This window comes from Bacillus sp. V26 (genome assembly GCF_034296245.1).
GTDB classification, from domain to species: Bacteria; Bacillota; Bacilli; order Bacillales; family Bacillaceae; genus Bacillus; species Bacillus halotolerans.
The window spans coordinates 77695-102433 of sequence record NZ_JAXKQF010000002.1; the positions used below are offsets into that span (position 1 = coordinate 77695).

The window sequence follows — 24739 nt, forward strand, 5'->3', positions numbered from 1 at the left end:
CTAAAAACCAAACTGTAAGTTGGTATCCACAGACACGATCGTATACACACAGATAATCACAAAGAGATTAAGTACAACGCCGAGCAGGCCGGGACCCGTGCGTCCTCTTTTGATGAAAAGCTCGATAACGCCAAACGGAACGGCGGCCATGGCAAACGGAAGCATTTGATAAGAATAAGAGGTTACATTGCTGATAATCGCCAAATTAAGCAAGAGCAAAGACAGAATTGCTGTCCCGACAGATATCCAGCCAAATACATTATGTTCTTTAAAAATTCTTACCAATTCCATAATTCCACCTCGCCGACATTTGCTGATTTTACTGATTTGTTTTTCAGCATGCGCTGGATTTCCTTGGTCGGCCCTGTAACGACTGAGCCGTATACATTAACACCATTTTTCTCTACATAATCCAAGCGGGAGTCCACTTTTAAATCTTTTCGTTTTGAGATGACCTGCGCCCATTTTTCGTGCTTCGATATGTAAGTTAAAGCATCGATAAATTGGTCGCCGTTTGACTTGCCTTTTGTATTAAGCGCAGTCAGGAATTTTGAATCTTTCCCTGGGTAGCCAAGCGGCTCTGCGTAAGGGGTATCCTTTGTATTGTTCTCTGTTTCAACCGCGTTCCACAAAAAGCTTACATCATAGCCGCTGAATTTTTGATACACTTCTTTTGTCGGATATGCCCGGTCATAAGAAAGGTAGACCTCGGAAACAGTCCCTTCAGGCAAAGTTTTTAATGTTTTTTCCGCTTTTGCGGTTGCTTGTTCAGATCCGCTTGATGGGTGTGTAAAGTAATGGCCTGCTTTATGGATTTCTAAGTCATAGTAGTTGACGACCGGCGCTTTCACTCTGTCATAAAACATTTCCACCCGTTCATTCCCCACGGCGGCCGTTTTCGTGCCAATCTGTTTTTGAAGCGGGAATTCTGTATTCATGCCAAACAGCTTCACCTGGCTCTTCAGTCCAGAAGTATCGACAAGAACATTTGGCATAGTCAGGGCTACAGTGACTGCGGCAGTTTCCATAAATTCATTGCCGGTGCTGTGTTTTCCTCCCATTCCGTAATAGAGGTAGCTTCCCAGCGTACATAGCGGCAAAATCATTAATGTCGAAATGACGGCAAGCGCGGAAATACGCAAATAAGACTTCCGTTTGCCGTAGGCCAGAATGGCTTTTTGTTTTTCAGGACTGATGTCGACATCCCAATCATGATCGTCTGGCAGCTCACTATCAATCAGTTCCTGATACACTTCGAGCTTCTCAAGTTCCTCTTCAAACGCGGTCATTTCCTGATCGCTCATTTCACCGTTTTTATATTGATCAAAACGCTTTTTAAATTCTTCATTCATCATTAACACCTCTATTATAAAGTGCTTTCAGCCGCTGTCTGGCACGAAACAAAACACTTTTAAAATTCGCCTCTGAAATATTCATAATATGGGATGCTTCTTTGTAATTTAATTCTTTTAAATAATATAGTGTTAACGCCTCCCGATAGTTATCGGGGAGCTCGGACATATAACCAGTCAGCACTTCCTTTATCTCTACCTGATGGGCAGGGCTCTGAACAGCAGTCTGAAAGAGACTTCCAATCAAATCATCAGAAATGGTTACTTCTTTCTTATGCTTTCTGACGTAATCAATGAAGGCGTTCCGCGCCACTTGAAAAAGCCAGGGCTTTACTTTGCTGTGATCATAGGAGTGAATGTGTATGTATGCCCGCATAAAGGTTTCCTGCAGCAAGTCTTCGGCAAGATGCTTGTCTTTTGTCATGGAGAGCAGGAACCTGTAAACATCATTCATGTACATTTGGTAAATTTCATCGATCGTCACTGCCTTTTCTCCCCTCTATGTTATACACGCATAAGAAAGGTTTAAAGTTGCACATTACATGCAAACGGCTTTTTAATACGTAATCAAACACCATTACTCTATAGTACCGAAAATTTGCCCTGAAAGATAGTGGTGAGAAATGTTTAACATTTTTTCCATCAGGGAAACCATAGTGAAAAAGTGAAGGAGTGGCACAATGGAACATATCAGTATCTCAGACACAGGAATAAAAGCCTCCCGAATTGGACTCGGCACATGGGCGATCGGCGGAACCATGTGGGGAGGCACTGATGAAAAAACATCGATCGAAACCATCCGCGCCGCTCTTGATAAGGGGATCACACTGATTGACACCGCGCCGGCATATGGCTTCGGACAGTCCGAAGAAATTGTCGGGAAGGCGATCAAGCAGCATGGGGCAAGAGATCAGGTTGTTCTTGCCACTAAAACGGCGCTGGATTGGAAAAACAATCAGCTGTTCCGCCATGCTAACAGAGCGAGAATCATACAGGAGGTCGAGGATTCCCTGCAACGGCTTCAGACGGATTATATCGATTTATATCAGGTGCACTGGCCTGATCCGCTTGTCCCGATAGAGGAAACCGCAGAAGTGATGAAGGAATTATATGATGCCGGGAAAATCCGCGCGATCGGCGTCAGTAATTTTTCGGTTGAACAAATGGATACGTTTCGGGCTGTTGCTCCCCTTCATACAATCCAGCCTCCTTACAATCTGTTTGAAAGGGAAATTGAAGAGAATGTGCTCCCGTATGCGAAAGACAAGCAGATGACAACACTATTGTACGGCAGTTTATGCAGAGGGCTGTTAACAGGAAAAATGACAGAAGATCATTCGTTTGAGGGAGACGATCTCCGAAATCACGATCCGAAATTCCAGAAGCCAAGATTTAAAGAGTATCTTTCTGCTGTCAATCAATTAGATGAGCTGGCGAAGACACGGTATGGAAAATCAGTGATTCATCTGGCCGTCAGATGGATTTTAGACCAGCCTGGAGCGGGAATCGCTCTTTGGGGAGCTAGAAAACCTGAGCAAATAGAAGCGGTATCAGAAATTACTGGCTGGACGCTGAGCAGTGAAGATAAAAAAGACATCAATACTATATTGGAACATACGATATCAAACTCGGTCGGACCGGAATTTATGGCGCCTCCGACAAGAGAGGGCATTTAACAAAAAGCTGAGGATGATTCCTCAGCTTTTTGACGTTAAGAAAAGAGAAATCTTAAAAATTAGTACCAGGTAATAAAAAATGTTGTTATAATAAGTAACAGAAAGAATCATTGATTACGACAAAGGAAGTGCGATATGTATAAGTTTTGTGCAAATGCTTTAAAAGTTATTCTTTCTCTTCGCGGAGGAGTGAAGGTGTATAACAAAGAAAACCTTCCGGCCGATTCAGGTTTTGTCATCGCGTGTACACACTCTGGCTGGGTTGATGTGATCACACTCGGAGTCGGGATTCTTCCTTATCAAATACACTACATGGCGAAAAAAGAGCTTTTTCAAAATAAATGGATCGGTTCGTTTCTGAAGAAAATTCATGCCTTTCCGGTAGACCGGGAAAATCCCGGCCCAAGCAGCATTAAAACGCCGATTAAGCTGCTGAAAGAAGGAGAAATTGTCGGAATCTTCCCAAGCGGAACAAGAACCTCTGAGGATGTGCCTTTAAAAAGAGGCGCAGTGACAATTGCGCAAATGGGGAAAGCGCCCCTTGTTCCGGCCGCTTATAAAGGACCTTCAAGCGGAAAGGCATTGTTCAAAAAAGGAAAAATGAAGCTGATTATCGGTAAACCTTTGCAGCAGGCCGATTTTGCCCATCTTCCGTCTAAGGAAAGGCTGGCGGCTATGACAGAGGCTTTGAATAACAGCATTAAAGAGCTTGAAAAGAAGCTGGAACAACTTTAATTCATCGGTCATTGCATTCACCCATTTCCCGATTGTTTATAATTTCCTGGGCCATTAGCTATACTAAATGAGGTATTGATCATTGGGAAAGGTTACGGATCATGAAAAAAATTATAATCGTCGGGGCTGGAATTTTGGGGGCATCAACAGCATATCAGCTAGCCAAAATGGGTGCAGAGGTTCTTGTTATAGATCGGAAAGATAAGGGCCAGGCCACCCATGCAGCGAAAGGCATTATCTGTCCATGGCTGTCTCCTCGCTGTGATCAGGCTTGGTACCGGCTGGCAAAGGACGGAGCGCGCTTTTATCCTCGGTTCATAGAAGAACTTAGAAAAGAAGGCGAGACGGACATTGGTTATGCTCAAGTCGGTGCCCTCAGTATTCATCACGATAAAGAAAAGATAGAAAAGATCGAAAAACGTGTGCGGGAGCGTAAACAAGCTGCCGCGGAAATTGGTGAGATTACCTTTCTTCATGAAAACCAAACCGCTGATTTGTTTCCTCTGCTGGCTGAACGGTACCATTCTGTTCATATAAGCGGAGCCGCCCGCGTGGATGGAGAAGTGCTGCGAGATACATTATTGAGATCTGCTCAAAGAAACGGCGCAGTCATTTTAAAAGGCGATGCTGCGCTTCGACATCATTCGAATCGTGTCACAGGCGTAACTGTCGGTAATGAAATCTATTCTTCTGACGAGGTTATTGTTTGTGCCGGTGTTTGGGCAGACCAATTGTTAGCGCCTTTGGGAATTCACTTCAAAGTAAGTGTGCAAAAAGCGCAAATTGTGTATGTGCAGGTGCCGAATGTAAATCATATCGACAGCTGGCCTGCAGTGATGCCGCCTTCCAAAGAATATCTTTTAGCTTATCATGACAATAGAATAGCCATCGGTGCGACACGTGAAGATGAGATAGGCGGACGTGATGTACGGATAACGGCTGGCGGGCTGCAGGAACTTCTGAGCAAAGGATTAGAAATGGCTCCCGGCTTAGCGAACAGCACCTTTCAAGAGGCAAGAGTCGGCTTACGCCCCTTTACACCAGGCGATGTGCCGGTGATCGGATCTCTTCCCGGCTGGAAGGGGATCATAGTGGCAAACGGTCTTGGGTCGTCTGGTTTAACAATGGGCCCCTATATGGGGGAGCAGTTGGCGAAGCTGGCCCTCAAAATGGATTTGGATATCAATTTAGATGATTATCATATAAAAAAAGCAGCAGGGGTCGGGACTGACCCCTGTTTTTGAGACAGGGATCAAAACACCTTTTATACAGCCAATTGCCGATAGCTTATCGGTGATTGGCTGTTTAGTTTCGTTTGAATACGAATGTTGTTATAATAATAAATGTATTCTTTGACAGTGCGTTCTACGATGGCGGTCGTGGTTCGATCAATACTGTTAAGATAGAACGTTTCAGACTTTAGTGAGGAATGAAACGATTCGATGGAGGCATTATCAGCGGGCGTCCCTTTGCGGGACATGCTCATGGTAATGCCTTTTGTTTTAACAGCTTTCTGATACTCATAAGATGTATACACAGATCCTTGGTCACTATGTAACACGCAGTTCTGAGGCAGTGTTGGCAGCTGATCAAGTGTGTTTAAGACAAAGTCTGTGTCCTGCTTATCTCCAATCGTGAAAGCAATTACTTCTCCATTGTATACATCCAATATACTGGAAAGGTACAATTGTTTCTGTCCATAAGGCAAATACGTGATATCCGTTACTAGTTTTTCAAGAGGATGATCGGACTGAAAGTTCCGATCTAATATATTATCAACCACGGCATATGGCTGCCCATTCTTCTTGCGCTTTTTCACCTTAACCCGGCACTGCCACTGATTTTTCTGCATGATACGCTGAACCGTTTTATGGTTAATACGCATTTCCTTTTTTAATATAGCTGTAATTTTTCGATATCCATATCGATACTTGTGCTCTCGGCACAACGTGCCGATTTGTTTTTCCAAATGGCACTTGGGATGATCTTTCATCAGGTTCTTCTTCCAACGATAATAAGACGCTCGTGAGATACCTAAATGAACACAGATATCCTGTACGGTCATTGTGCCGTGCAATACTTCTACAAGTTCAACTGATGTTTGGCTATCAACTTCCTTTCCAATTCGTTGTACTTTTTTAAAACTTCATTTTGTTGTCTCAGATAACGGTTCTCTGCCTGCAGTTTCTCTAATTCGGAAGAATACTCCGGACCTTTTCCGTAAGTGTATTGCTTACCAACAGGCTGTTCAAATCGATGTGTATCCCCAGCCTTATGCCATCTAACCCATGTCTGAATCTGTGTCTTATTCTTAATTTTTAATTTCTCCATGATCTCTTTCATAGGCATGCCTGCCAATCTCATTTCTACAGCCTTCTGCTTAACTTCAACCGGATAACTCATTCTTGTTCCCATACAAAAAACACCTCCAAGTCTTATTTAAGGATAACAACTATCCGTTTTCAAACTTGAAGGTGTTTTTTATTTGTCTCATCTTATGGGGTCAGTCCCGTCCGGTGATCACCTGCTGCTTTTTTGTGATGTTTATATTTTTGATAATGATAGCTGATCCTCTGGCAGTGCTTTAAGAGAGCCGTCATTATTTAATACAGAACGCCATGTATAACGCGGTTCATAGCCAAGGACCTTTTTGGCTTTATCGATTGCCATCAGCGTTTCAAATCCTTTTATATCTCTCTTTAAAGATACATCGGGGAAAAATCGTTTTACTAAGTCTTCACTCGATTCTTTCATGATGGTATCGGGTGCAGTAATATGGAAGACGTCATTTCCGAGATTGTTTTTTTCGAGTGCTAGAAGGCAAGCATGTGCAGCATCCCTGACATCACAATACGCCCATGCGTTTTTCTTTTGAATATCCTTTTGCTGCTCATTCCAGTGCATGCCTGGGATTTTTTCGTACTCATCAGGCTCATATATATTCGCAAAGCGGAGAGTGACAATTTGTGTATTGATCAGCTTTGAATACATATCTGAGAGGATTTCGGTCAGCCGTTTTGCCATCGCATAAGATGACTTTACGATCGTTGGATGTTCCTCGTCTACGGGAAGGTAACTGAGCTCGTCCGGCACAAATGGATATCCCAGCACCGTTTCACTTGAAGCCCACACAAGCTTACGGATTTTAAAATCTTTACAGGCTTCCAGGATATTAAAATTAACAAGCATATTATTTTCAAATATCGCCTGGGATGTATTCCTGACATCTGTAGGGATATTCCCAAGGTGAATCACAGCGTCACAGCCCATCATTAGCTGACATACCTGACCGTAATCCCGCAAATCAGCTTGAATAAATTTTTTCGATGCGGATTCTTCTTTTAATACTCTGTCTGATGCTGTCACATCATGGCCGGCCTCCAATATTGTTCTTACAGCCCAGCGTCCGATTTTACCTGCTGCTCCAGTTACGACAACTTTCATGTTTTCGCTCCTTTTCGATAATAATGCAGAGATGTTCGTTTTTCTCGCAATTGCACCTTTTTAGAGTTCCCGCGGATGACCGATTTATTAGCAGCAGTTTTCAGAAGAGAGGTATGATCATGTCAAAAACGAACCAGAATAAAAAAGACACCCTAATAAAGGGTGTCTTTTCAAATTATGCTTCTTTCGACTCTCCAACTTCTATCAGCTCTTCTGCTGCGAGCTTTTTCACTTCAATATAAGCGACGTGGTGGCCGTCAATTTCATTAATAATAAATTCACAGCCTTCTTCGATAATTGAATCGTTCTTTTCAACATCGTATTTCTGAGTAAGGAACCAGCCGCCGATTGTATCGACTTCTTCATTCTCTAAATGAATGCCGAGCAGGTCGTTCACTTGGTCGATCAAGACTTTACCGTCCAGCATGTAATGGCCTTCGCCGATTTTGCGGATTTCGCTGATTTCATCAATATCAAACTCATCGCGGATTTCGCCAACGATTTCTTCAATAATGTCCTCTACCGTCACCAGTCCGGCAGTTCCGCCGTATTCATCTGACAGGATTGCCATGTGGACTCTTTCTTTTTGCATTTTGACAAGCAAATCATGGATCGGCGCAGATTCAATCACATGAATGATCGGATTCACGAATTGAGAGATGGTGGAATCAACAGAAACCTCGCGGCTGATGCAGGCGGTCAGCACTTCTTTAATATTAATAACCCCGATAATATTATCTTTATCGCCCTCTTCTACTGGGTAGCGGGTATATTTTTCAATTTGAATGATTTCCATCATTTCAGAAATCTTAATATCGTGCGGAAGGCTGACAATCTCGGTCCGCGGGATCATAATTTCTTTCGCGAGCCTATCGTCAAATTCAAAGATTTTATTCACATATTTAAACTCTGACTGGTTAATTTCACCGCTTTTATAGCTTTCCGACAGAATAATTCTTAGCTCTTCTTCAGAGTGAGCCAGTTCGTTTTCTGATACGGTCTCCAGGCCAAAAGCTTTTGTCAATAACCGTGCGGAATTGTTCAAAAGCCAGATGAACGGGAACATGATGCGGTAAAACCAAATCAGCGGTTTCGCAAACAGCATAGACACTGCTTCCGCCTTTTGGATGGCAACTGTCTTAGGTGCAAGTTCTCCGACAACAACATGCAGGAATGTCACAATAGCATACGCCAAAATAAACGATATGATATGTGAAAGGGAACTTGGTACGTTCAATTGTACGAAAAGCGGATGAACAAGCCTTTCAATCGTCGATTCCCCTAAAACCCCTAATCCAATGGAAGTCAATGTAATTCCAAGCTGACACGCAGATAGATACTCATCAAGATGCGTGGTCACTCTTTTTACGGCAATTGCTGCTTTATTTCCTTCCGCGATCAGCTGATCAATCCGTGAGCCTCTGATTCTGATAATGGCAAACTCAGATGCTACGAAAAACGCCGTCAGGGCGATTAAAACAGCGACTAAAATCAAATTCACTATGTCCAATTAGAACCTTCACTCTACAATGAGAATGAAGGTAACACCTCCTGTTAGTAAAATGGTTTTAACTTAACAGCAGCATAAATGATTGGAACACGGCGAGCTTTTCGGGTGTAAGTTTGCTTTTTAGCTTGTCACGCTCCTCAGGCTCCAGCCGTTCAAACCGATGCAAGATTCCGGAGATGTTTTGATTCATATAATCAATTTCAGATGCCAGATTTCCAATTTCATCATGATCTATGGCTGAAGAGGGAAACTGGTTCTCCAGTCGATCTTTAATATCGGACAGGGCCAATCGCTGCTGCTTGCAATCTACAATAAATATGAGTCGTTTAAGTGCGTTTTCATCGTAGTAACGATAATTTGAACAGGATCTGGCCGGCGTCAGCAGACCAAGATTCGTATAATAATCAACTGTTCGTTTCGTTACTCCGGCAAGTGCCGCTAGTTCACTGATACGATAAGTCTCAGCCCCATCTAAATCCCTCCCAACCATCACGTTATAGTTATGAGAATAGTTTAATATATGAAGGGTGCCTTACACAAGTTTATTGTTTTTTTGAGATGCCGGATATGGAAATTGTGGCATCCGAATTATGATTGAAGTAACATAGATAGATAGAATGTTCAATTTATATGTGCAGAAGGGACAGATGAGATTGGCTGGTTTATCGCGGGAAATTGAAGAGAACCTTAATAAAGGATCGTGGATTCGAAAGCTGTTCGATGAAGGAGCGAGACTGAAGAAAGAGTTCGGGAATGACCAGGTGTTTGATTTTTCAATCGGCAACCCGGTCGTTGAACCGCCTGAAGCCTTTACGAGAGCATTAATAGAAGAAGCTGAAAAAGGAAACCACGGATACATACAAAATCAGGGCCTTCCTGAAGCTAGAGAAAAAGTCGCGCAATTTCTGGCCGGCCGCTTTGCTGCCGAGTTTTCAGCTGAGCGTGTTGTCATGACAGTAGGTGCGGGCGGCGCATTGAATGTGGCGTTAAAAAGTATATTAAATCCGGGAGAAGAGGTCATGATTCTCGCTCCTTATTTTGCAGAATATAAATTGTATATTGAGAACTATGGCGGGAAGGCTGTCAGCTGCCCGCTGACAGCCCGGTTCGAGATTGACATTGAAGCGGTCAGGCAGGCGATCACCCCGCAGACGAAAGGTCTCATCCTGAATACACCGCATAACCCGACGGGAACCGTACTCAGCCAGAAAAATATAGATGATCTAGGCGCTCTGTTAAAAGAGATCGAAGAGACAAACGGCCAAACCATCTATGTGCTGTTTGATGAACCGTACAGTCAGCTGATTTATGATGAAGAACTGGCAAATCCGTTTCAATCGTATCACCGTGTCATTTTGGCGAGCTCATTCAGTAAAGACCTCGGCATAGCAGGGGAGCGGCTCGGTTATATCGGCTTAGACAGCAGCATGCCGGATGCCGACCTTTTGATAAACGCTTTTGTGTACTGCAATCGAACGCTTGGATTTGTAAATGCGCCTGTCATGATGCAGCGGGCTGTGGCGAGAATGGATGATTTAAGAATAGACGCAAGCGCTTATAAAGAGCGCAGGGATCTCATGGTTGATATTTTAAAGGAAGCCGGTTTTGAATTTGAAATGCCAAAAGGCGGTTTCTTCGTTTTTCCGAAGTCGCCAATTGAAGATGAAGTCGCATTTTGTGTGCATGCAGCGCAAAAGTATAAATTGTTAATTGTACCGAGCAGCGGTTTTGGGATGAAAGGGCACTTCCGTTTATCCTTCAGTGTGCCGCTGAAGCAGATCAAAAAATCACGCGACATCTTTATTGCCTTATATAAAGATTTTTCATAGGCCATCTCAGACAAAAAGATAACAGCTATTTGAGGCTGTTATCTTTTTTATTTGTCGTATGCCCCAAGCTTTGTCCTGTTTTTCAATTCCTGATTTTATCTCTCCCTTAGATAAACCGCCAAATCCAATCATAACAGCAGAACTATCAAAATGAAGAAAAAAACATTTTTAACGCAAACTGGATAAGCTAATTACTAGCCCTTGCCTGCGCTGCGTGACAGACGCATCTTTTAAGCTTCAAATGATCTAACGGTCACCAATTGTTCCGCCTTAAACGAGCTTCAGCTTGAAAAACAGATCAATGTCTGATATTTCAGTAAACAGCGCCTTGCCAATAGTTTTAGCATCTTAACAGGTGCAGAGTCAGAGATTGAAAGGCTATACACGGATATCGAGAACCTGCTGGCCAGATGAATCAATAGTTTGTCCCATGATAAAAGTCTAAAAATTAAAAATCATTTTTGGAATGAGTTGTGTTACAATAAAATATACAATTTATAATCAAACTTTGACTTGGAGGTGGTATGATGGGGCCCTCTGCTTAGGCAACAATACACCGCGTACCTCAATGTTAAGGAAAAATGATTATATCAGGAGGTGACTCCTTATCCTTTAATGAGGGGATAAGGTTAAATGGACGATATTGACAGTCTGATTTTAATTGGTGTGCTCATTGCTTTAACTGCATTTTTCGTCGCAAGTGAGTTTGCGATTGTTAGAGTAAGGAGATCCAAAATTGATCAGCTTATAACAGAAGGAAACAAACGGGCGATACTCGCAAAGCGTGTCATTACAGATTTGGATGAATATTTATCTGCATCCCAGCTGGGCATTACAGTGACATCAATTGGACTCGGCGTGCTGGGGGAGCCGGCATTTGAACGGCTGCTGCACCCATTGTTTGAACCGCTCGGCCTGCCGGAATCGGTTTCTCATGCAGTCTCTTTTGCGGTCGCGTACGGCTTGATTACATTTCTGCATGTTGTTGTAGGTGAACTGGCCCCGAAAACGGTCGCGATTCAAAAGGCTGAACAGCTAACCTTGCTGATAGCGGGTCCGCTGCGACTATTCTATTTGCTCCTGTTTCCGTTTATTTGGATCCTGAATGGATCGGCGCGGCTTTTATGCGGCATGTTTGGTTTAAAGCCGGCGTCAGAACATGAGGGTTCTCATTCTGAAGAAGAACTCAGAATGCTGTTGTCTGAGAGTTTAAAAAACGGAGAGATTAATCCGTCTGAATATAAATATGTGAATAAGATTTTTGAATTTGATAACCGCATTGCCAAAGAAATTATGATACCGCGGAAGGAAATGGCCGCTGTATCAACAGATATGACAATGGCCGAGATGCTGGAGGTTATGCAGAAAGAAAAATACACCCGCTGGCCTGTCACAGATGGGGACAAAGACAGTGTAATCGGCTTGGTCAATACGAAGCATTTGTTTTCTGATTTGCTGTTTATGACAGAAGAGGAAAGAATGAAAATGACGATCCATCCGTATGTGCGGCCAGTGATTGAAGTCATTGAAACAATTCCGGTTCATGATCTGCTGATTAAAATGCAGCGTGAACGCATTCATATGGCGATTTTGTCGGATGAATACGGCGGAACCTCGGGACTTGTCACGACAGAGGACATTCTTGAAGAAATTGTCGGCGAGATCAGAGATGAATTTGATGAAGACGAACAGCCGCTGATCCAAAAGCTTGGCGACCGCCATTATGTTATGGATGGAAAGGTTCGCATGGATCAGGTGAACAGCCTTCTTGGCGCATCGATTCAAGAAGACGTGGACACCATCGGCGGCCTGATATTGAAAGAAAACATTGATATTGAGGCTGGCGAATCCATTCGCATCGGATTATATACAATAAAGGTGCTGAAGATGGATGGCCGTCTGATTAAGCAAATAGATATAAAAGAAGAAATCAGCAAAACAACCGGGGTTACGGCCCACCATACGCTGCCGATGCCCGAGCCGGTCATGCTGAACAGTGCAACCTTGAGCGAGAAATAAGCTCAAGGTTTTTTTATGTCAGCAGCGTCCAGCCGCACCAAAACGCCAAGAGAGACCCGCAAAGCGTTAAGCCGATGTATTGGATGCCTTCCTTTACACGCTTGGCCAGCAAGAGCTGAACACTTTCAACGCTGAAAGTGGAAAAAGTGGTAAAGGCGCCAAAAAAGCCGGTGCCGATGATGAGTGCTGCAGATGAATTTGTCACGTGAAGCCCTGTAAAAAGACCAAGACCGAGGGCACCCAGTATATTAACGGTCAAAATGCCGACTGGAAAACGAAGGCTTTCGGTTTTAGATGTTATGACATTGCCGAGCCAAAAACGCAGCACAGCACCTAGTCCTCCCGCAACGAAAATACCAGCTAGTGTCATCATTGCTTCCGCCCCCTTCCTATTTGAAATCGGGCTATTCGCCGTCCTGCCAAAACGCCAAAGAGGGCAAGCACGATTCCGGATATGAATGAGGACGCCATATACAAAACAGCTAATGACGAATGGGATTGCAACAGCATGACCGTTTCTTTAGAAAATGTTGACATGGTTGTAAAGCCTCCGCAAAAACCGGTGCCTAAAAAAGCCGATAGCAAAGGCCGTTTCGCCCTAATCATAAAAAAGCCGGTCAGAACGCCTAGTAGAAGGCTGCCTGCCGCGTTCTCCAGCCAAGTTGCAGCCGGAAATATGTCATTGTTTATGCCGATGTTCAATCCGTATCGGAGACAAGCGCCAAGGGCGCCTCCGATAAAAACTGCACTATATCTATTCATGTTTTCCATCCTTTAATACGTAGTCCGGGTAGTCTGTGACAATACCGTCCACGCCCATGGCCTGCAATTTGGCTGCTGTTTTCTGATGCCTTACTGTCCATGCAAACACTTTTAATCCGTTTTTATGGGCGGAAGCGATCATGAGACGATTGAGACGTGTGTATTTGATGTTGACATAATTTGCGAAAGATTTGCAGGCTTTCAGCTGATTTCTGGACAGCATGCCAAAATTCGGCCTTGTAATAACGGCTGTCGGAATCGATGGATAAAGCTCGCGGAACCTTTGGATGGAGCGGAATCCAAAGGATTGAACAATATTGTTAATAGAAAAAGAAAATTGTCCTAACAGCTGTCCCACTTCTTCTTCAATTCCGATTTGCGAAGGATGGCCTTTTAGTTCAATTAAAAGCCCGATTTTTTTATGGTAGCGCTTGAGCACGTCCTCCAGAGTCGGGATTTTTTCTCCTTGAAAAGCGGGGCCGTACCAGCTTCCTGCATCGAGTGCCTGCAGCTCCTTCAGCGTAAAATCCTTAACAAAGCCTGAACCGTTTGTTGTCCGGTCCACTCTGTCGTCGTGTATAACGACAATCTGCCTGTCTTTTGTTAGCTGGACATCCAGCTCAATCATATCTGCATTCATTTCTGCCGCGAGATCAAATGCAGCAATTGTATTTTCGGGAGCGTAGCCGGATGCTCCGCGGTGGGCAATGGTGTACAAGCTTGTCAGCTCCTCATATGGGCATTTCTGTTATTGTATCAAATCCATATATGCACCGCGATACCAACTTGTGAATTTTTTTCTGTTATATTTGAATAGTCCAAGCTGAAAACAACGTATAACTGAAACAAGAACACTCGCCGTATCCGAGCATATTTCGGCAGAAAAATAGTGCTTTCGACATGTTCACAAAATATTCTGTTACTTTATAATAGCAAAAAAGGAGGCGAGATCATGGGAAAAGGGAGAATCAGAGTGGAGGAAAGAATTAAAGCCGAAACAGATGCTGAAATGCAAAAAGCAACTCTCCTTGATCAGACACAAACGAAAAAAAGTAAGTGACTGTCCCTATTGAATCTGGCTGAATGGTTAAAATGAGAAATTGCCCCGGCGCTCCGCCGGGGTTTTGTGTTTTATAAAGACATTTAGAGAAGCATTCTGCCGAATGTTTTAGTATAATAAACATTCGATTGGGATAGAGGGGAGACTGCCATGCTAGATCATCTGCAGCAATATTTCACGCTAGATAAAATCATACAAATCGGCATCAGTTTGGCAATTTTGCTGTTGTTTCTTATACTAAGAAAACTGTTTACAAGATATTTCTTTAGTTTGCTTTTTAATATGACAAACAAACCGAAAACCGAAATTTTTAAACAGGTGGTTGTGGCGTTCGATAAGCCTGCCAGATGGTTTTTTGTTGCCTTAGGACTGTTTTTAGCGATTCGCTATTCACCATTTTTAGATGCACAGATGCCGCTGATCAGCAAAATATACCGCTCGCTGATTGTGGCGCTGTTGTGCTGGGGGCTTTGTAATTTGACCGCTACATCATCTTTTATTTTTCATAAAGTGAATCAGCGCTTCGAACTGGATATGGATGATATTCTGGCGCCGTTTTTGTCTAAGCTGCTCCGTTTTGTCATTATAGCGCTCAGTGTGAGCGTGATCGCGCAAGAATTCAATTATGACGTCAATGGGTTTGTGGCGGGCCTTGGGCTTGGCGGATTGGCTTTTGCGTTAGCAGCGAAAGACACGATCAGCAACTTCTTTGGCGGAATCATCATTATCACTGAAAAGCCGTTTACGATCGGTGATTGGGTGGAAACGGCGACAGTAACCGGATCAGTGGAGGATATTACCTTCAGAAGCACAAGATTCAGAACAGCGCAGGGTGCGCTTGTAACGGTGCCGAATTCCACGCTGTCGATGGAAGCCATCACGAACTGGACGAGAATGACCAAGCGTCAGATTACGTTTTCCATTCATGTATCCTACGCAACGCCGATTGAGAATTTGGAACGCTGCATTCGTTCGCTCAGAAAGATGCTGCTTGAACATGAAGGGGTCGATAATGATACAATCATGGTCAATTTCGATACGTTTGCTGACAGCTATTACAATTTATTTTTCAACTTCTATACAAAAACAACCGTTTGGGCGGAGAACCTTCATGTCAGAGAGGATATCAACTACAAAATTATTGAAATCCTCGGCGCTGAAGGGGTTGAATTTGCTTATCCCGGACAAATGGTGTATGTCAATCAGAAGCACCAGCATGATCCGTTTCAAGTAAATCTCAATAAAGGGGAAAAGGAACGGGCTTAAAAAAGACAGACTTCGTCTCAAAGAGGCGGAGTCTTTTTCATGGTAAAATAAGAAAAAAGACTGTAAGGCGGTGTTGAATTGGAAGCATTCAGAAACATGCTGAATGAAGCACAGCGAATTGTCGTGCTGACCGGAGCGGGAATGAGCACAGAATCAGGCATACCCGATTTTCGCTCAGCCGGCGGCATCTGGACTGAGGATGCCTCAAGGATGGAGGCGATGAGCCTTGATTATTTTTTAAGCTATCCGCGTCTGTTTTGGCCTAAGTTCAAAGAATTGTTTCAAATGAAAATGAGCGGGAGCTATGAACCGAATGAAGGGCATTTGCTTTTGGCAGAACTGGAGAAACAAGGGAAGCAGGTGGATATATTCACACAAAACATTGACGGCCTTCATAGAAAAGCCGGAAGCAGACGTGTATACGAGTTGCATGGCTCTATCCAAACAGCGAGCTGTCTCTCATGCGGCGCCCGATATGATCTCCCTCATTTGCTGAAGCATGATGTGCCGGAGTGTACAGCGGTCGGAAATGACGGTGAGGCGTGCGGAACGGTATTAAAAACCGATGTCGTTCTGTTTGGCGATGCCGTTTTGCATTTTGACACGCTTTATGAAAAGCTGGATAAAGCCGACCTATTATTGGTGATCGGCACGTCTCTTGAGGTTGCTCCCGCCAGATTTGTGCCTGAGGATGCAAGCCGGATTCCAGGCATTAAAAAAGCCATTATTAACCTGGAGCCGACGTACTGCGACAGTTTGTTTGATTTCGTCATCCATCAAAAAATCGGAGAGTTTGCCCGTAGCTTGGGCATAAAAAAGTGAGGCCGCAGATAAGCGCCTCACTTTTTTATTCATGAACCGGAACCATTGTATCCTTTAACACACCGAAGGAATAGCCTTTTTCTTTCAGTTTATGGATTAGCACCGGCAGTGCGTTTACTGTAGCAGGAAGATCGTGCATGAGAATCACATACGGCCGATTTGAGTGGCTGTGTTCCATATTGTCAAGCTGCTGCAGTACTTCTGCTACGTATTTTGAGTTGCGGTATTTCCAGTCCATGCTGTCAATCGTCCAATCCCAGTACACAAAACCGTCTTTTTCTAGATTGCGAATTTGAGAATCTGTAAGAGACGGCTTGCTGCCGTAGGGCGTTCTGACGAGATCAGTGCGATAGCCTGTAATGCTTTCCAGCGTGTCGCGCGCCTGCTGCATTTCTTTTAGCGGTGATGTCGGCGTTTGATAAAACAATTTGTTATTATGCGTGACCCCGTGTAAACCGAGTGCATGCCCTTCATTTCCGGCCCTTTTAACAGCGTGTTTGAATTCGTTCATTCGCGGTGACAGCATAAAAAATGTCGCCTTTACATCGGCGCTTTTCAGTACGTCCAGCAAGCGGTTTGTAGAGGCTGACGGGCCATCATCGAAGGTTAAATAAACCGTTTTGTCTCCCATATTCTGCTCGGTCTGCAAATGTTTTATCAGCAGGCCTGGGGAGTCGTCTTTCAGCTTCAGGCTTTCCTTCTCATCACGAAGCTGGCTGTTTGTTGTGACAGTGATCTCCTTTGCTTTCGAGGAGCTGTTGGAATAACCTAAAATCACCATAAGCAAAAGCAGCACACATAAAACTGCTAAACTTGCAAATTTAAAAGCAAGCGAAACTGCAGAAGGAGAAGCGTCTCCTCTCGTTTGTCGCATATCAATCTCTCCAGTGGCATAAAATCTCTACATACCGCTGTATTGGCAGCTCTGAAGGTGCCATTGTTTACAACCTATGTATTACGAGTCAAGTATACAGGAATAAAACTGGAAAGAACATAGAAAAAATGTCGAAATGTCAGATTTTAAGGAAAAAATAATCTCCTTCCCAGCTATTGAGTTCTTGATCTTTCTGTTTTTCAGCTGGTTTGATATGGTAGAATGAGTGACAATGACAGCTTGATTAGACATCAGGATAAATACGAAAAAGGGAGGGCTTATATGAAGATTTTAGTCAATGGCCAACTGGTGGAGCGGAACGAGGCATCCGTTGATGTGGAAGATCGCGGTTATCAGTTTGGAGACGGAATCTATGAGGTTATCAGGGTGTATAAAGGGGTATTATTCGGCTTGCGCGAGCATGCGGAGCGTTTATTCAGAAGCGCGGCTGAGATCGGAATTTCACTGCCGTTCAGTTTAGAAGATTTAGAGTGGGACCTGCAAAAGCTTGTGCAGGAAAATGCGGTCAGCGACGGAGCGGTTTACATTCAAACCACCAGAGGGGTTGCTCCGCGAAAACACCAATATGAAGCGGGCCTTGAGCCGCAGACGACGGCCTATACATTTTCTGTTAAAAAGCCGGAACAGGAGCAGACATACGGCGTTTCAGCCATCACGGATGAGGATCTTCGCTGGCTGAGATGCGATATTAAAAGTCTGAATTTACTGTATAATGTGATGGCAAAGCAGAAAGCCTACGAAGCAGGAGCATTTGAAGGCATTTTAATAAGAGACGGAATTGTTACAGAAGGTACCTCTTCTAATGTTTATGCCGTTTTAAACGGTACGGTGCGGACGCATCCGGCTAACCGAATGATTCTCAATGGGATTACACGAATGAAGATTTTGGATCTCATCGTAAAGAACGGCATAGAGCTTGATGAAAAGCCCGTTACTGAAGAAGAGCTGAGACAGGCGGAGGAAATCTTTATTTCTTCAACCACGGCAGAGATTATTCCGGTTGTGACGCTTGATGGAAAGTCAGTCGGAAGCGGAGTGCCCGGACCGGTGACAAAACAGCTGCAGGCGGCTTTTCAAGAAAGCATTCAGCAGGCAGCCCGCGTATCATTTTAATGTTAAAAAAGAGCCCGCTTTGCAAGCGGCGCTCTTTTTATTTTTTTACAAATCCAACTAAAATCGAGATCATCGGTGATATATATAGGAAGAACGTAAATGGGAGATAGTCAATGACGGGAACACCAAGCGCGGTTGCCATAAAAGCCCCGCTGACGCCCCAAGGGATCAATGGATTAATCAATGTTCCGCCGTCCTCTAATGATCTTGATAAAAACTTCCGCTGAATGTTTTGTTTGTCATATAAGGATTTATATGACTGTCCCGGTATTAATATAGATAAATACTGTTCGCCTGTTGCAAGATTGACACCGATACTTGAGCAGACAGTTGCTGCAATGAGACTGCCCTTTGAACGGATTCCTTTCATCATACCCTCCAATAATACGGAGATCAGGCCGATTTTCTCCATTAAACCGCCGAGTGCAAAAGCGATCATAATAAGAGAAACTGAGCCCATCATGGATTGCAGTCCGCCTCTGTTGATGATTTTAGCGGCAGCCTCATTGTCAGTTTCGAACATGGTGCCATTTTGCAGGGCTGCCATAAAAGCCTGAATGCTGCTGTCGGGAACGAAAATGGCAGTCAAAATTCCCGAGGAAATAATACCGGCAGTCAGAACGGGAATAACGGACACGCGCTTAATCGCCAGCAAAACAACTAAGAGCGGAGAAAGAAGCGCCCACGGTGTAACATTTGCTGCATCTTTTATTCCGGCTATAACGTGTGCAATATCATCTGTTGAAGCAGCGTCCGCTGAGACTGATAAACCAAGAAAGTAAAAAAGGACAACGGTGATCAGCAAGGCGGGAATAGTTGTGCCCATCATGTGGCGAATGTGTTCAAAGATAGATATTTCGCCTATACCCGCAGCGAAATTTGTTGTATCCGACATCGGTGACATTTTATCACCAAAGCAGGCTCCGCAAATGACTGCCCCCGCCGTCCATTCGAGCGGAACGCCTGCTGCGCTCGCCACGCCGATCAGTGCCACGCCAATTGTGCTTACAGTTGTCAGGCTTGAGCCGACTAGCGTGCTGATGATCATGCAGGAAAACAAAGCAGTCAACAGAAGATGGCTCGGTTCAATAAAGGATAAAGCATAAACTGTAACGGACGGTATGGCGCCGCTGTACATCCAAGCGCCGATTAAGATACCGATCAGCGCCAGAACAATGATCGGCTGTACACCGTTTTTAATCCCGTTTACAATTCCTTTTTCAAGACTGTTCCAGGAAAATCCGTACCATAAACCGGCTGCTGAAAGCAGGACAACACATAGGAACAGCGGGATATGCGGTTCTGTATGAAGAAAAAATAAGCAGGAGATAATGACCCCTAACATGAATATAAATAAACCGACGGCTAACGGAAACGTCAGCTTTTTTTGAGAATCCAAAACAACACCCCATCATTTTCTTTAATGCTTTTGTGCTTTTGGGCACGAAAGCATTATATCAGAAAAAAACGAAAATCCGTGTTTTTTCACAATTATGAATATAAAAAAGCGAGCACGTGGCGTGCTCACTTTACGATCAGAACCGGTATATCTGATTTCGCCGAAAGCTTTTCACTTACACTTCCAAACAAAAGTTTCTTCAGTCTGTTTTGGTCTCTGCTTCCGGTTACAATCAGATCGGCTGAAACCCGGTTGGCATGCTCGATAATTGATTCAGCCGGGTCACCTTCCAATATATCGATATCTCCCTCTGTCTGCTGATCATTCAGCATCATTCTGGCTTCGGCGATGACTTCTTCCGTACGGTCTTCATAAATCATTGGCTCCGGTGGCGCAACATCTGATATCAGCGGGTCAGGAACACTTGTCATGCCTCCGCCAATATAGCTTGCCCCTGCTGCGGGCCTCGGCGGGTCGATGATGGTCTGGTTGTCTTTCATATCATGTGAATGGGCGACTGTAATGGCTGCATTTACCGTTTTCGCAAGATTAATGGCTGTCTGAAGCGCTTTCTTACTGTTTTCACTTCCGTCAAACGCAACAATAATACGGTCAGCATGAAACATCATTCTCACCCTTTCAAAAAACGTCGTACAATACAATACCCGACATCATATCTATTTAATCTTTTCTCTGTTCAAGTAATGATTGACAAAAAAAGGTTTTGTTTATATTATGAAAAAAGAGTGAAAAATCAGAATGAATGGAGGGTTTGCTATGCCAAGGAATGATATGTCTTACAGAACAGTTTCATATTGGCGCGGCAAACCCTTATTCTGTTTTTTTGAATTGGGTTAATCCGCGCGCCGAAAAGCGCTCCCGTACATCATAATCGATAACAAAAGGCATGGAGCTGACGCTTCATGCCTTTTTTATATACAAAATCTTAAGAAAGACAGGTGTATCGGATGTGAAGACAAATACAGAGGCAAGGATTGGTTATGACAACCTGAAGAGCTGCAAGGAAAAAATAGAAGGCGGCTGACGAGATAAAGGAGATGGGGATGGATGTTTTCAGTATTGAAAAAGCTGGGCTGGTTTTTTAAAGCCTACTGGCTGCGCTATACCATTGCGATTGTGCTTTTATTATGTGTAAATGTACTTGAGATGTTTCCGCCTAAACTGTTGGGGAACGCCATCGATGATATGAAATCGGGGGAGTTTACCTCAGGCGGGCTGCTGTTTTATGTCAGCGTATTTTTAGGTTTGACGGCGGTGGTGTATATCATGTCTTATTTTTGGATGCACCAGCTGTTCGGCGGAGCGAATGTGATGGAAAAAATTCTCCGCTCAAAGCTGATGGGCCATTTGCTGAAAATGGCGCCGCCGTTTTATGAAAAATACAGAACAGGAGATTTAATGGCGCGGGGGACAAATGATCTCCAGGCTGTCAGTTTAACGACAGGTTTTGGCATTTTGACATTAGTCGATTCCACAATGTTTATGATGACGATCTTTTTGACGATGGGGTTTTTGATCAGCTGGAAGCTGACGCTTGCAGCCATAATACCGCTTCCCATTATGGCTGTTGCGATCAGCATATACGGAAGTAAAATTCATGAAAGGTTTACAGAGGCACAAAATTCTTTCGGAGCGCTGAATGACAGGGTGCTCGAATCGGTCTCGGGTGTGAGAGTGATTCGAGCTTATGTGCAGGAAATGAATGATGAACGCCGTTTTAATGAAATGACGGCCGATGTGTACCGGAAGAATATGAAGGTAGCCTTTATCGATTCTCTGTTTGAGCCGACTGTTAAGCTGCTTGTCGGCGCCAGCTATCTGATTGGGCTGGGGTATGGAGCGTTTCTTGTTTTCCGTAATGAGCTGACGCTTGGCGAGCTTGTTTCCTTTAATGTCTATTTGGGCATGATGATTTGGCCAATGTTTGCGATCGGTGAATTAATTAATGTGATGCAGCGCGGCAACGCGTCCTTAGATCGGGTAAATGAAACCCTTTCTTATGAACCGGACGTGACAGATCCGAAGCGGCCGTCTGATTTAAAAGAGCCTGGAGATATCGTTTTCAGCCATGTCAGCTTTACATATCCAAGCTCAACAAATGTGAATATACAAGATATTTCTTTTGCCGTGCGAAAAGGGCAGACTGTCGGGATTGCCGGTAAAACAGGGAGCGGTAAAACGACGATTATCAAGCAGCTTTTGCGCCAGTATCCAGCCGGTGAAGGGAGCATCACATGTTCAGGTGTGCCGATTGAGCAGATTCCTCTTGACCGGCTCCGCGGATGGATTGGATATGTGCCGCAGGATCATTTGCTGTTTTCCCGGTCTGTAAAAGAAAACATCTTGTACGGAAAGCTTGACGCAAGTGATGCTGAGGTAAAGAAGGCTGTTTCAGAAGCTCATTTTGAAAAAGACTTGCAAATGCTTCCGGCCGGTCTGGAGACAATGGTGGGTGAAAAAGGCGTTGCACTCTCTGGAGGGCAAAAACAAAGAATTTCAATCGCGAGGGCGCTGATGGCGAATCCGGAGATTTTAATCCTGGATGATTCTCTTTCCGCTGTAGATGCGAAAACGGAGGCGGCTATTATCAGCAATATCAGGAAAAACCGCCAAGAGAAAACGACATTTATTCTGACGCATCGTTTATCAGCTGTGGAGCATGCCGATCTCATCCTTGTGATGGACGGCGGCGTGATTTCTGAGAGAGGCACACATCAAGAGCTGATGGCCAATAACGGATGGTATCGGGAACAATACGAAAGGCAGCAGCTGTTCACTGCAGAAGAAGGAGGAGCAGGGGCATGAACACGGGAAAAACATTATGGAGATACGCACTCCTATATAAAAAATTGCTGATCACTGCCGTCCTGTTGCTTGCGATTGCAGTCGGGGCAGAGCTGACCGGACCGTTTATCGGCAAAAAAATGATTGACGACCACATCCTCGGCATTGAAAAAACATGGTATGAGGTCTCGAAAAAAGATAAAAATGCAGTTGAATTTGACGGCACCTCCTATGTCAGGGAGGACCGGATGCAGGGAGCGGCTGCTAAAGAGAAAGAAGCGCATATTTATCAAGTGGGAATGGCGTTTTATTTCGTTGATCAGGCTGTCAGCTTTGACGGGAACAGAACGGTTTCTGACGGAAAGCTGACGATCACTAATGGGAATGAAAGCCGGACGTATCCTGCTGAAAAGCTGACAAAGCAGGAGATTTTTCAGTTCTATAAGCGGGAAATGAAGGGGATGACGTTTCTTATTTTTCTGTATGCCGGTTTGCTTGTCTTCTCGGTATTTTTCCAATATGGGCAGCATTATTTATTGCAGATGAGTGCCAACCGCATTATTCAAAAGATGAGACAGGATGTGTTTTCCCGCATTCAGAAACTGCCGATCCGCTATTTTGATAATCTTCCCGCGGGCAAAGTAGTCGCAAGAATTACAAATGATACCGAGGCAATCAGAGATTTATATGTGACAGTGCTGTCGACGTTTGTGACAAGCGGCATATATATGATCGGGATATTTACGGCGTTGTTCCTGCTGGATGTAAAGCTCGCGTTTTTATGCTTGGCGATTGTGCCGATCATCTGGCTGTGGTCGATCATCTATCGGAAATACGCTTCCTATTACAATCATCAAATCCGTTCGATCAATAGTGACATTAATGCAAAAATGAATGAGTCCATTCAAGGCATGCCGATCATCCAAGCTTTTCGCCATCAAAAAGAAACAATGAGAGAGTTTGAGGAATTAAATGAATCTCATTATTACTATCAGAACAGGATGCTGAATTTAAACTCCTTAATGTCACACAACCTTGTGAATGTGATCCGCAACCTTGCGTTTGTCTGTCTGATCTGGCATTTTGGCGGCGCAAGCCTAAACGCGGCAGGAATTGTTTCCATCGGTGTGCTGTACGCGTTTGTGGATTACTTAAACCGCTTATTCCAGCCGATTACAGGTATCGTCAATCAGTTTTCTAAACTGGAACTGGCGCGGGTGTCCGCCGGGCGTGTTTTTGAACTGCTTGAAGAAAAGGAAACGGAAGAAACGGGTGAACCGGCGAAGGAGCGCGCGCTGGGGCGGGTTGAATTTAGAGACGTATCATTTGCTTATCAAGAAGGAGAAAATGTTTTGAAACACATTTCCTTTACAGCACAAAAAGGCGAAACTGTAGCGCTTGTCGGCCATACCGGATCAGGCAAGAGCTCGATTTTGAATATCCTCTTCCGCTTTTATGATGCGCAAAAAGGGGATGTGCTCATCGATGGGAGAAGCATTTACAGCATGTCAAGGCAGGAACTTAGATCCCATATGGGGATTGTGCTGCAGGACCCGTACTTATTTTCAGGAACAATCGGTTCTAACGTCAGTCTGGAGGATGAAAGAATTTCAGAAGAAGACATCATAGAAGCACTGCGGCAAGTCGGGGCTGAGTCGCTTCTTGAAAAGCTTCCGAAAGGCATCAGCGAACCTGTCATTGAAAAAGGCAGCACGCTATCCTCGGGAGAGCGGCAGCTCATTTCCTTTGCGAGAGCTCTGGCGTACGATCCCGCCATTTTGATTTTGGATGAAGCAACGGCGCATATTGATACGGAGACAGAGGCTTTGATCCAGAAGGCACTGGATGTAGTGAAGCAAGGGCGCACGACATTTGTCATTGCCCATCGGCTTTCAACCATCAGAAACGCGGATCAAATTTTAGTGCTTGAAAAAGGAGAAATTGTTGAGAAAGGGAATCATGAGGAACTCATGGCGTCAAAAGGGCAATATTATCAAATGTATGAGCTGCAAAAAGGACAGAAGCACTCCATTGCATAGTTTTCAAAAACCC

General features: G+C 44.2%; 24 protein-coding genes. 11 read left to right on the forward strand and 13 right to left on the reverse strand.

Translation table 11 applies throughout. From position 1 onward, the window contains the following. The 3 genes from UJ203_RS07645 to sigM are packed head-to-tail and all read right to left on the reverse strand — an operon-like array spanning position 1 to position 1836. Complete coding sequence (locus UJ203_RS07645) at positions 1–291, reverse strand: hypothetical protein (protein WP_024120733.1); 291 nt, start codon at positions 289–291, stop codon at positions 1–3. Then, positions 279–1355, reverse strand: a complete 1077-nt coding sequence (locus tag UJ203_RS07650; RefSeq protein ID WP_322009643.1) for an anti-sigma factor — start codon at positions 1353–1355, stop codon at positions 279–281. Before UJ203_RS07650 ends, UJ203_RS07645 begins: the two co-directional genes overlap by 13 nt. Further along, the gene (gene sigM, locus UJ203_RS07655; protein ID WP_024120735.1) at positions 1345–1836 is read right to left on the reverse strand and encodes an RNA polymerase sigma factor SigM; all 492 of its coding nucleotides are present in this window, start codon (positions 1834–1836) and stop codon (positions 1345–1347) included. The genes UJ203_RS07650 and sigM overlap by 11 nt, the downstream gene beginning before the upstream one ends. Before the next feature lie 196 nt (positions 1837–2032). Between sigM and UJ203_RS07660 the strand changes: the two genes are divergently transcribed. The 3 genes from UJ203_RS07660 to UJ203_RS07670 all read left to right on the forward strand — a co-directional run bounded on the left by UJ203_RS07660 (position 2033) and on the right by UJ203_RS07670 (position 5007). Beyond that, positions 2033–3028, forward strand: coding sequence for an aldo/keto reductase (locus UJ203_RS07660; RefSeq protein ID WP_322009646.1), 996 nt, complete (start codon positions 2033–2035; stop codon positions 3026–3028). Between the two features lie 135 nt (positions 3029–3163). Beyond that, positions 3164–3763: a 1-acylglycerol-3-phosphate O-acyltransferase gene (locus tag UJ203_RS07665; protein WP_024120737.1), complete on the forward strand. Its 600-nt coding sequence runs from the start codon at positions 3164–3166 to the stop codon at positions 3761–3763. Between the two features lie 101 nt (positions 3764–3864). Next, a complete protein-coding gene (locus tag UJ203_RS07670; RefSeq protein ID WP_322009649.1) occupies positions 3865–5007 on the forward strand; it encodes an FAD-binding oxidoreductase in 1143 nt (380 codons plus the stop codon). A 20-nt stretch (positions 5008–5027) separates the two neighbouring features. Here the strand turns inward: UJ203_RS07670 and UJ203_RS07675 are convergent. From UJ203_RS07675 to UJ203_RS07690, 4 genes are all read right to left on the reverse strand, one after another. Next, a protein-coding gene (locus UJ203_RS07675; protein WP_322009651.1) for an IS3 family transposase occupies positions 5028–6178 on the reverse strand; the annotation gives its coding sequence in 2 pieces (ribosomal slippage) (positions 5028–5905 and positions 5905–6178; 1152 coding nt in all). Positions 6179–6307: 129 nt separating this feature from the next. Further along, a complete protein-coding gene (locus tag UJ203_RS07680) occupies positions 6308–7207 on the reverse strand; it encodes an NAD-dependent epimerase/dehydratase family protein (protein WP_202852714.1) in 900 nt (299 codons plus the stop codon). Between the two features lie 175 nt (positions 7208–7382). Then, entirely contained in the window at positions 7383–8717 is a 1335-nt protein-coding gene (locus tag UJ203_RS07685; RefSeq protein WP_322009655.1) for a hemolysin family protein, read from the reverse strand. Between the two features lie 58 nt (positions 8718–8775). Continuing rightward, positions 8776–9207, reverse strand: a complete 432-nt coding sequence (locus UJ203_RS07690; protein ID WP_024120741.1) for a MerR family transcriptional regulator — start codon at positions 9205–9207, stop codon at positions 8776–8778. A gap of 157 nt (positions 9208–9364) precedes the next feature. Here UJ203_RS07690 and UJ203_RS07695 point away from each other — a divergent pair, with 157 nt between their 5' ends. Both UJ203_RS07695 and UJ203_RS07700 read left to right on the forward strand, forming a co-directional pair. After that, positions 9365–10546 (forward strand): pyridoxal phosphate-dependent aminotransferase, encoded by a 1182-nt coding sequence (locus UJ203_RS07695; RefSeq protein WP_322009657.1) that lies wholly within the window; start codon positions 9365–9367, stop codon positions 10544–10546. A 633-nt stretch (positions 10547–11179) separates the two neighbouring features. Then, the gene (locus tag UJ203_RS07700) at positions 11180–12565 is read left to right on the forward strand and encodes a hemolysin family protein (RefSeq protein ID WP_322009659.1); all 1386 of its coding nucleotides are present in this window, start codon (positions 11180–11182) and stop codon (positions 12563–12565) included. Positions 12566–12578: 13 nt separating this feature from the next. Here the strand turns inward: UJ203_RS07700 and crcB are convergent, their stop codons facing one another. Genes crcB through UJ203_RS07715 form a run of 3 tightly spaced genes read right to left on the reverse strand, consistent with a single transcriptional unit; the run spans position 12579 to position 14045 of the window. Beyond that, entirely contained in the window at positions 12579–12935 is a 357-nt protein-coding gene (gene crcB, locus UJ203_RS07705) for a fluoride efflux transporter CrcB (RefSeq protein WP_322010619.1), read from the reverse strand. After that, positions 12935–13327 carry a fluoride efflux transporter FluC gene (locus UJ203_RS07710; RefSeq protein ID WP_105990501.1) on the reverse strand — a complete coding sequence of 131 codons (393 nt, stop codon included), beginning with the start codon at positions 13325–13327 and terminating at the stop codon, positions 12935–12937. Before UJ203_RS07710 ends, crcB begins: the two co-directional genes overlap by 1 nt. Continuing rightward, positions 13320–14045 carry a glycerophosphodiester phosphodiesterase gene (locus UJ203_RS07715; protein WP_024120746.1) on the reverse strand — a complete coding sequence of 242 codons (726 nt, stop codon included), beginning with the start codon at positions 14043–14045 and terminating at the stop codon, positions 13320–13322. The genes UJ203_RS07710 and UJ203_RS07715 overlap by 8 nt, the downstream gene beginning before the upstream one ends. A 234-nt stretch (positions 14046–14279) precedes the next feature. Here UJ203_RS07715 and UJ203_RS07720 point away from each other — a divergent pair, with 234 nt between their 5' ends. From UJ203_RS07720 to UJ203_RS07730, 3 genes are all read left to right on the forward strand, one after another. Further along, entirely contained in the window at positions 14280–14387 is a 108-nt protein-coding gene (locus UJ203_RS07720) for a YhdX family protein (protein WP_003224203.1), read from the forward strand. Between the two features lie 150 nt (positions 14388–14537). Then, positions 14538–15653 (forward strand): mechanosensitive ion channel family protein, encoded by a 1116-nt coding sequence (locus tag UJ203_RS07725; protein ID WP_322009663.1) that lies wholly within the window; start codon positions 14538–14540, stop codon positions 15651–15653. A gap of 78 nt (positions 15654–15731) precedes the next feature. Next, positions 15732–16475, forward strand: a complete 744-nt coding sequence (locus UJ203_RS07730) for an NAD-dependent protein deacylase (protein ID WP_322009664.1) — start codon at positions 15732–15734, stop codon at positions 16473–16475. A gap of 25 nt (positions 16476–16500) precedes the next feature. Here the strand turns inward: UJ203_RS07730 and UJ203_RS07735 are convergent, their stop codons facing one another. Further along, complete coding sequence (locus UJ203_RS07735; RefSeq protein ID WP_024120750.1) at positions 16501–17349, reverse strand: polysaccharide deacetylase family protein; 849 nt, start codon at positions 17347–17349, stop codon at positions 16501–16503. A 282-nt stretch (positions 17350–17631) separates the two neighbouring features. Here UJ203_RS07735 and dat point away from each other — a divergent pair, with 282 nt between their 5' ends. Next, positions 17632–18483: a D-amino-acid transaminase gene (gene dat / locus UJ203_RS07740; RefSeq protein ID WP_105955295.1), complete on the forward strand. Its 852-nt coding sequence runs from the start codon at positions 17632–17634 to the stop codon at positions 18481–18483. Between the two features lie 37 nt (positions 18484–18520). Here dat and nhaC read toward each other — a convergent pair whose 3' ends face one another. Together nhaC and UJ203_RS07750 are read right to left on the reverse strand one after the other, a co-directional pair. Beyond that, complete coding sequence (nhaC, locus tag UJ203_RS07745) at positions 18521–19882, reverse strand: Na+/H+ antiporter NhaC (RefSeq protein WP_322009667.1); 1362 nt, start codon at positions 19880–19882, stop codon at positions 18521–18523. Between the two features lie 125 nt (positions 19883–20007). After that, a complete protein-coding gene (locus UJ203_RS07750) occupies positions 20008–20508 on the reverse strand; it encodes a universal stress protein (RefSeq protein WP_105990506.1) in 501 nt (166 codons plus the stop codon). A gap of 442 nt (positions 20509–20950) precedes the next feature. Here UJ203_RS07750 and UJ203_RS07755 point away from each other — a divergent pair, with 442 nt between their 5' ends. Continuing rightward, a complete protein-coding gene (locus UJ203_RS07755; RefSeq protein ID WP_322009670.1) occupies positions 20951–22708 on the forward strand; it encodes an ABC transporter ATP-binding protein in 1758 nt (585 codons plus the stop codon). Further along, entirely contained in the window at positions 22705–24726 is a 2022-nt protein-coding gene (locus UJ203_RS07760) for an ABC transporter ATP-binding protein (protein ID WP_322009672.1), read from the forward strand. Before UJ203_RS07755 ends, UJ203_RS07760 begins: the two co-directional genes overlap by 4 nt. Positions 24727–24739: the final 13 nt, after the last annotated feature.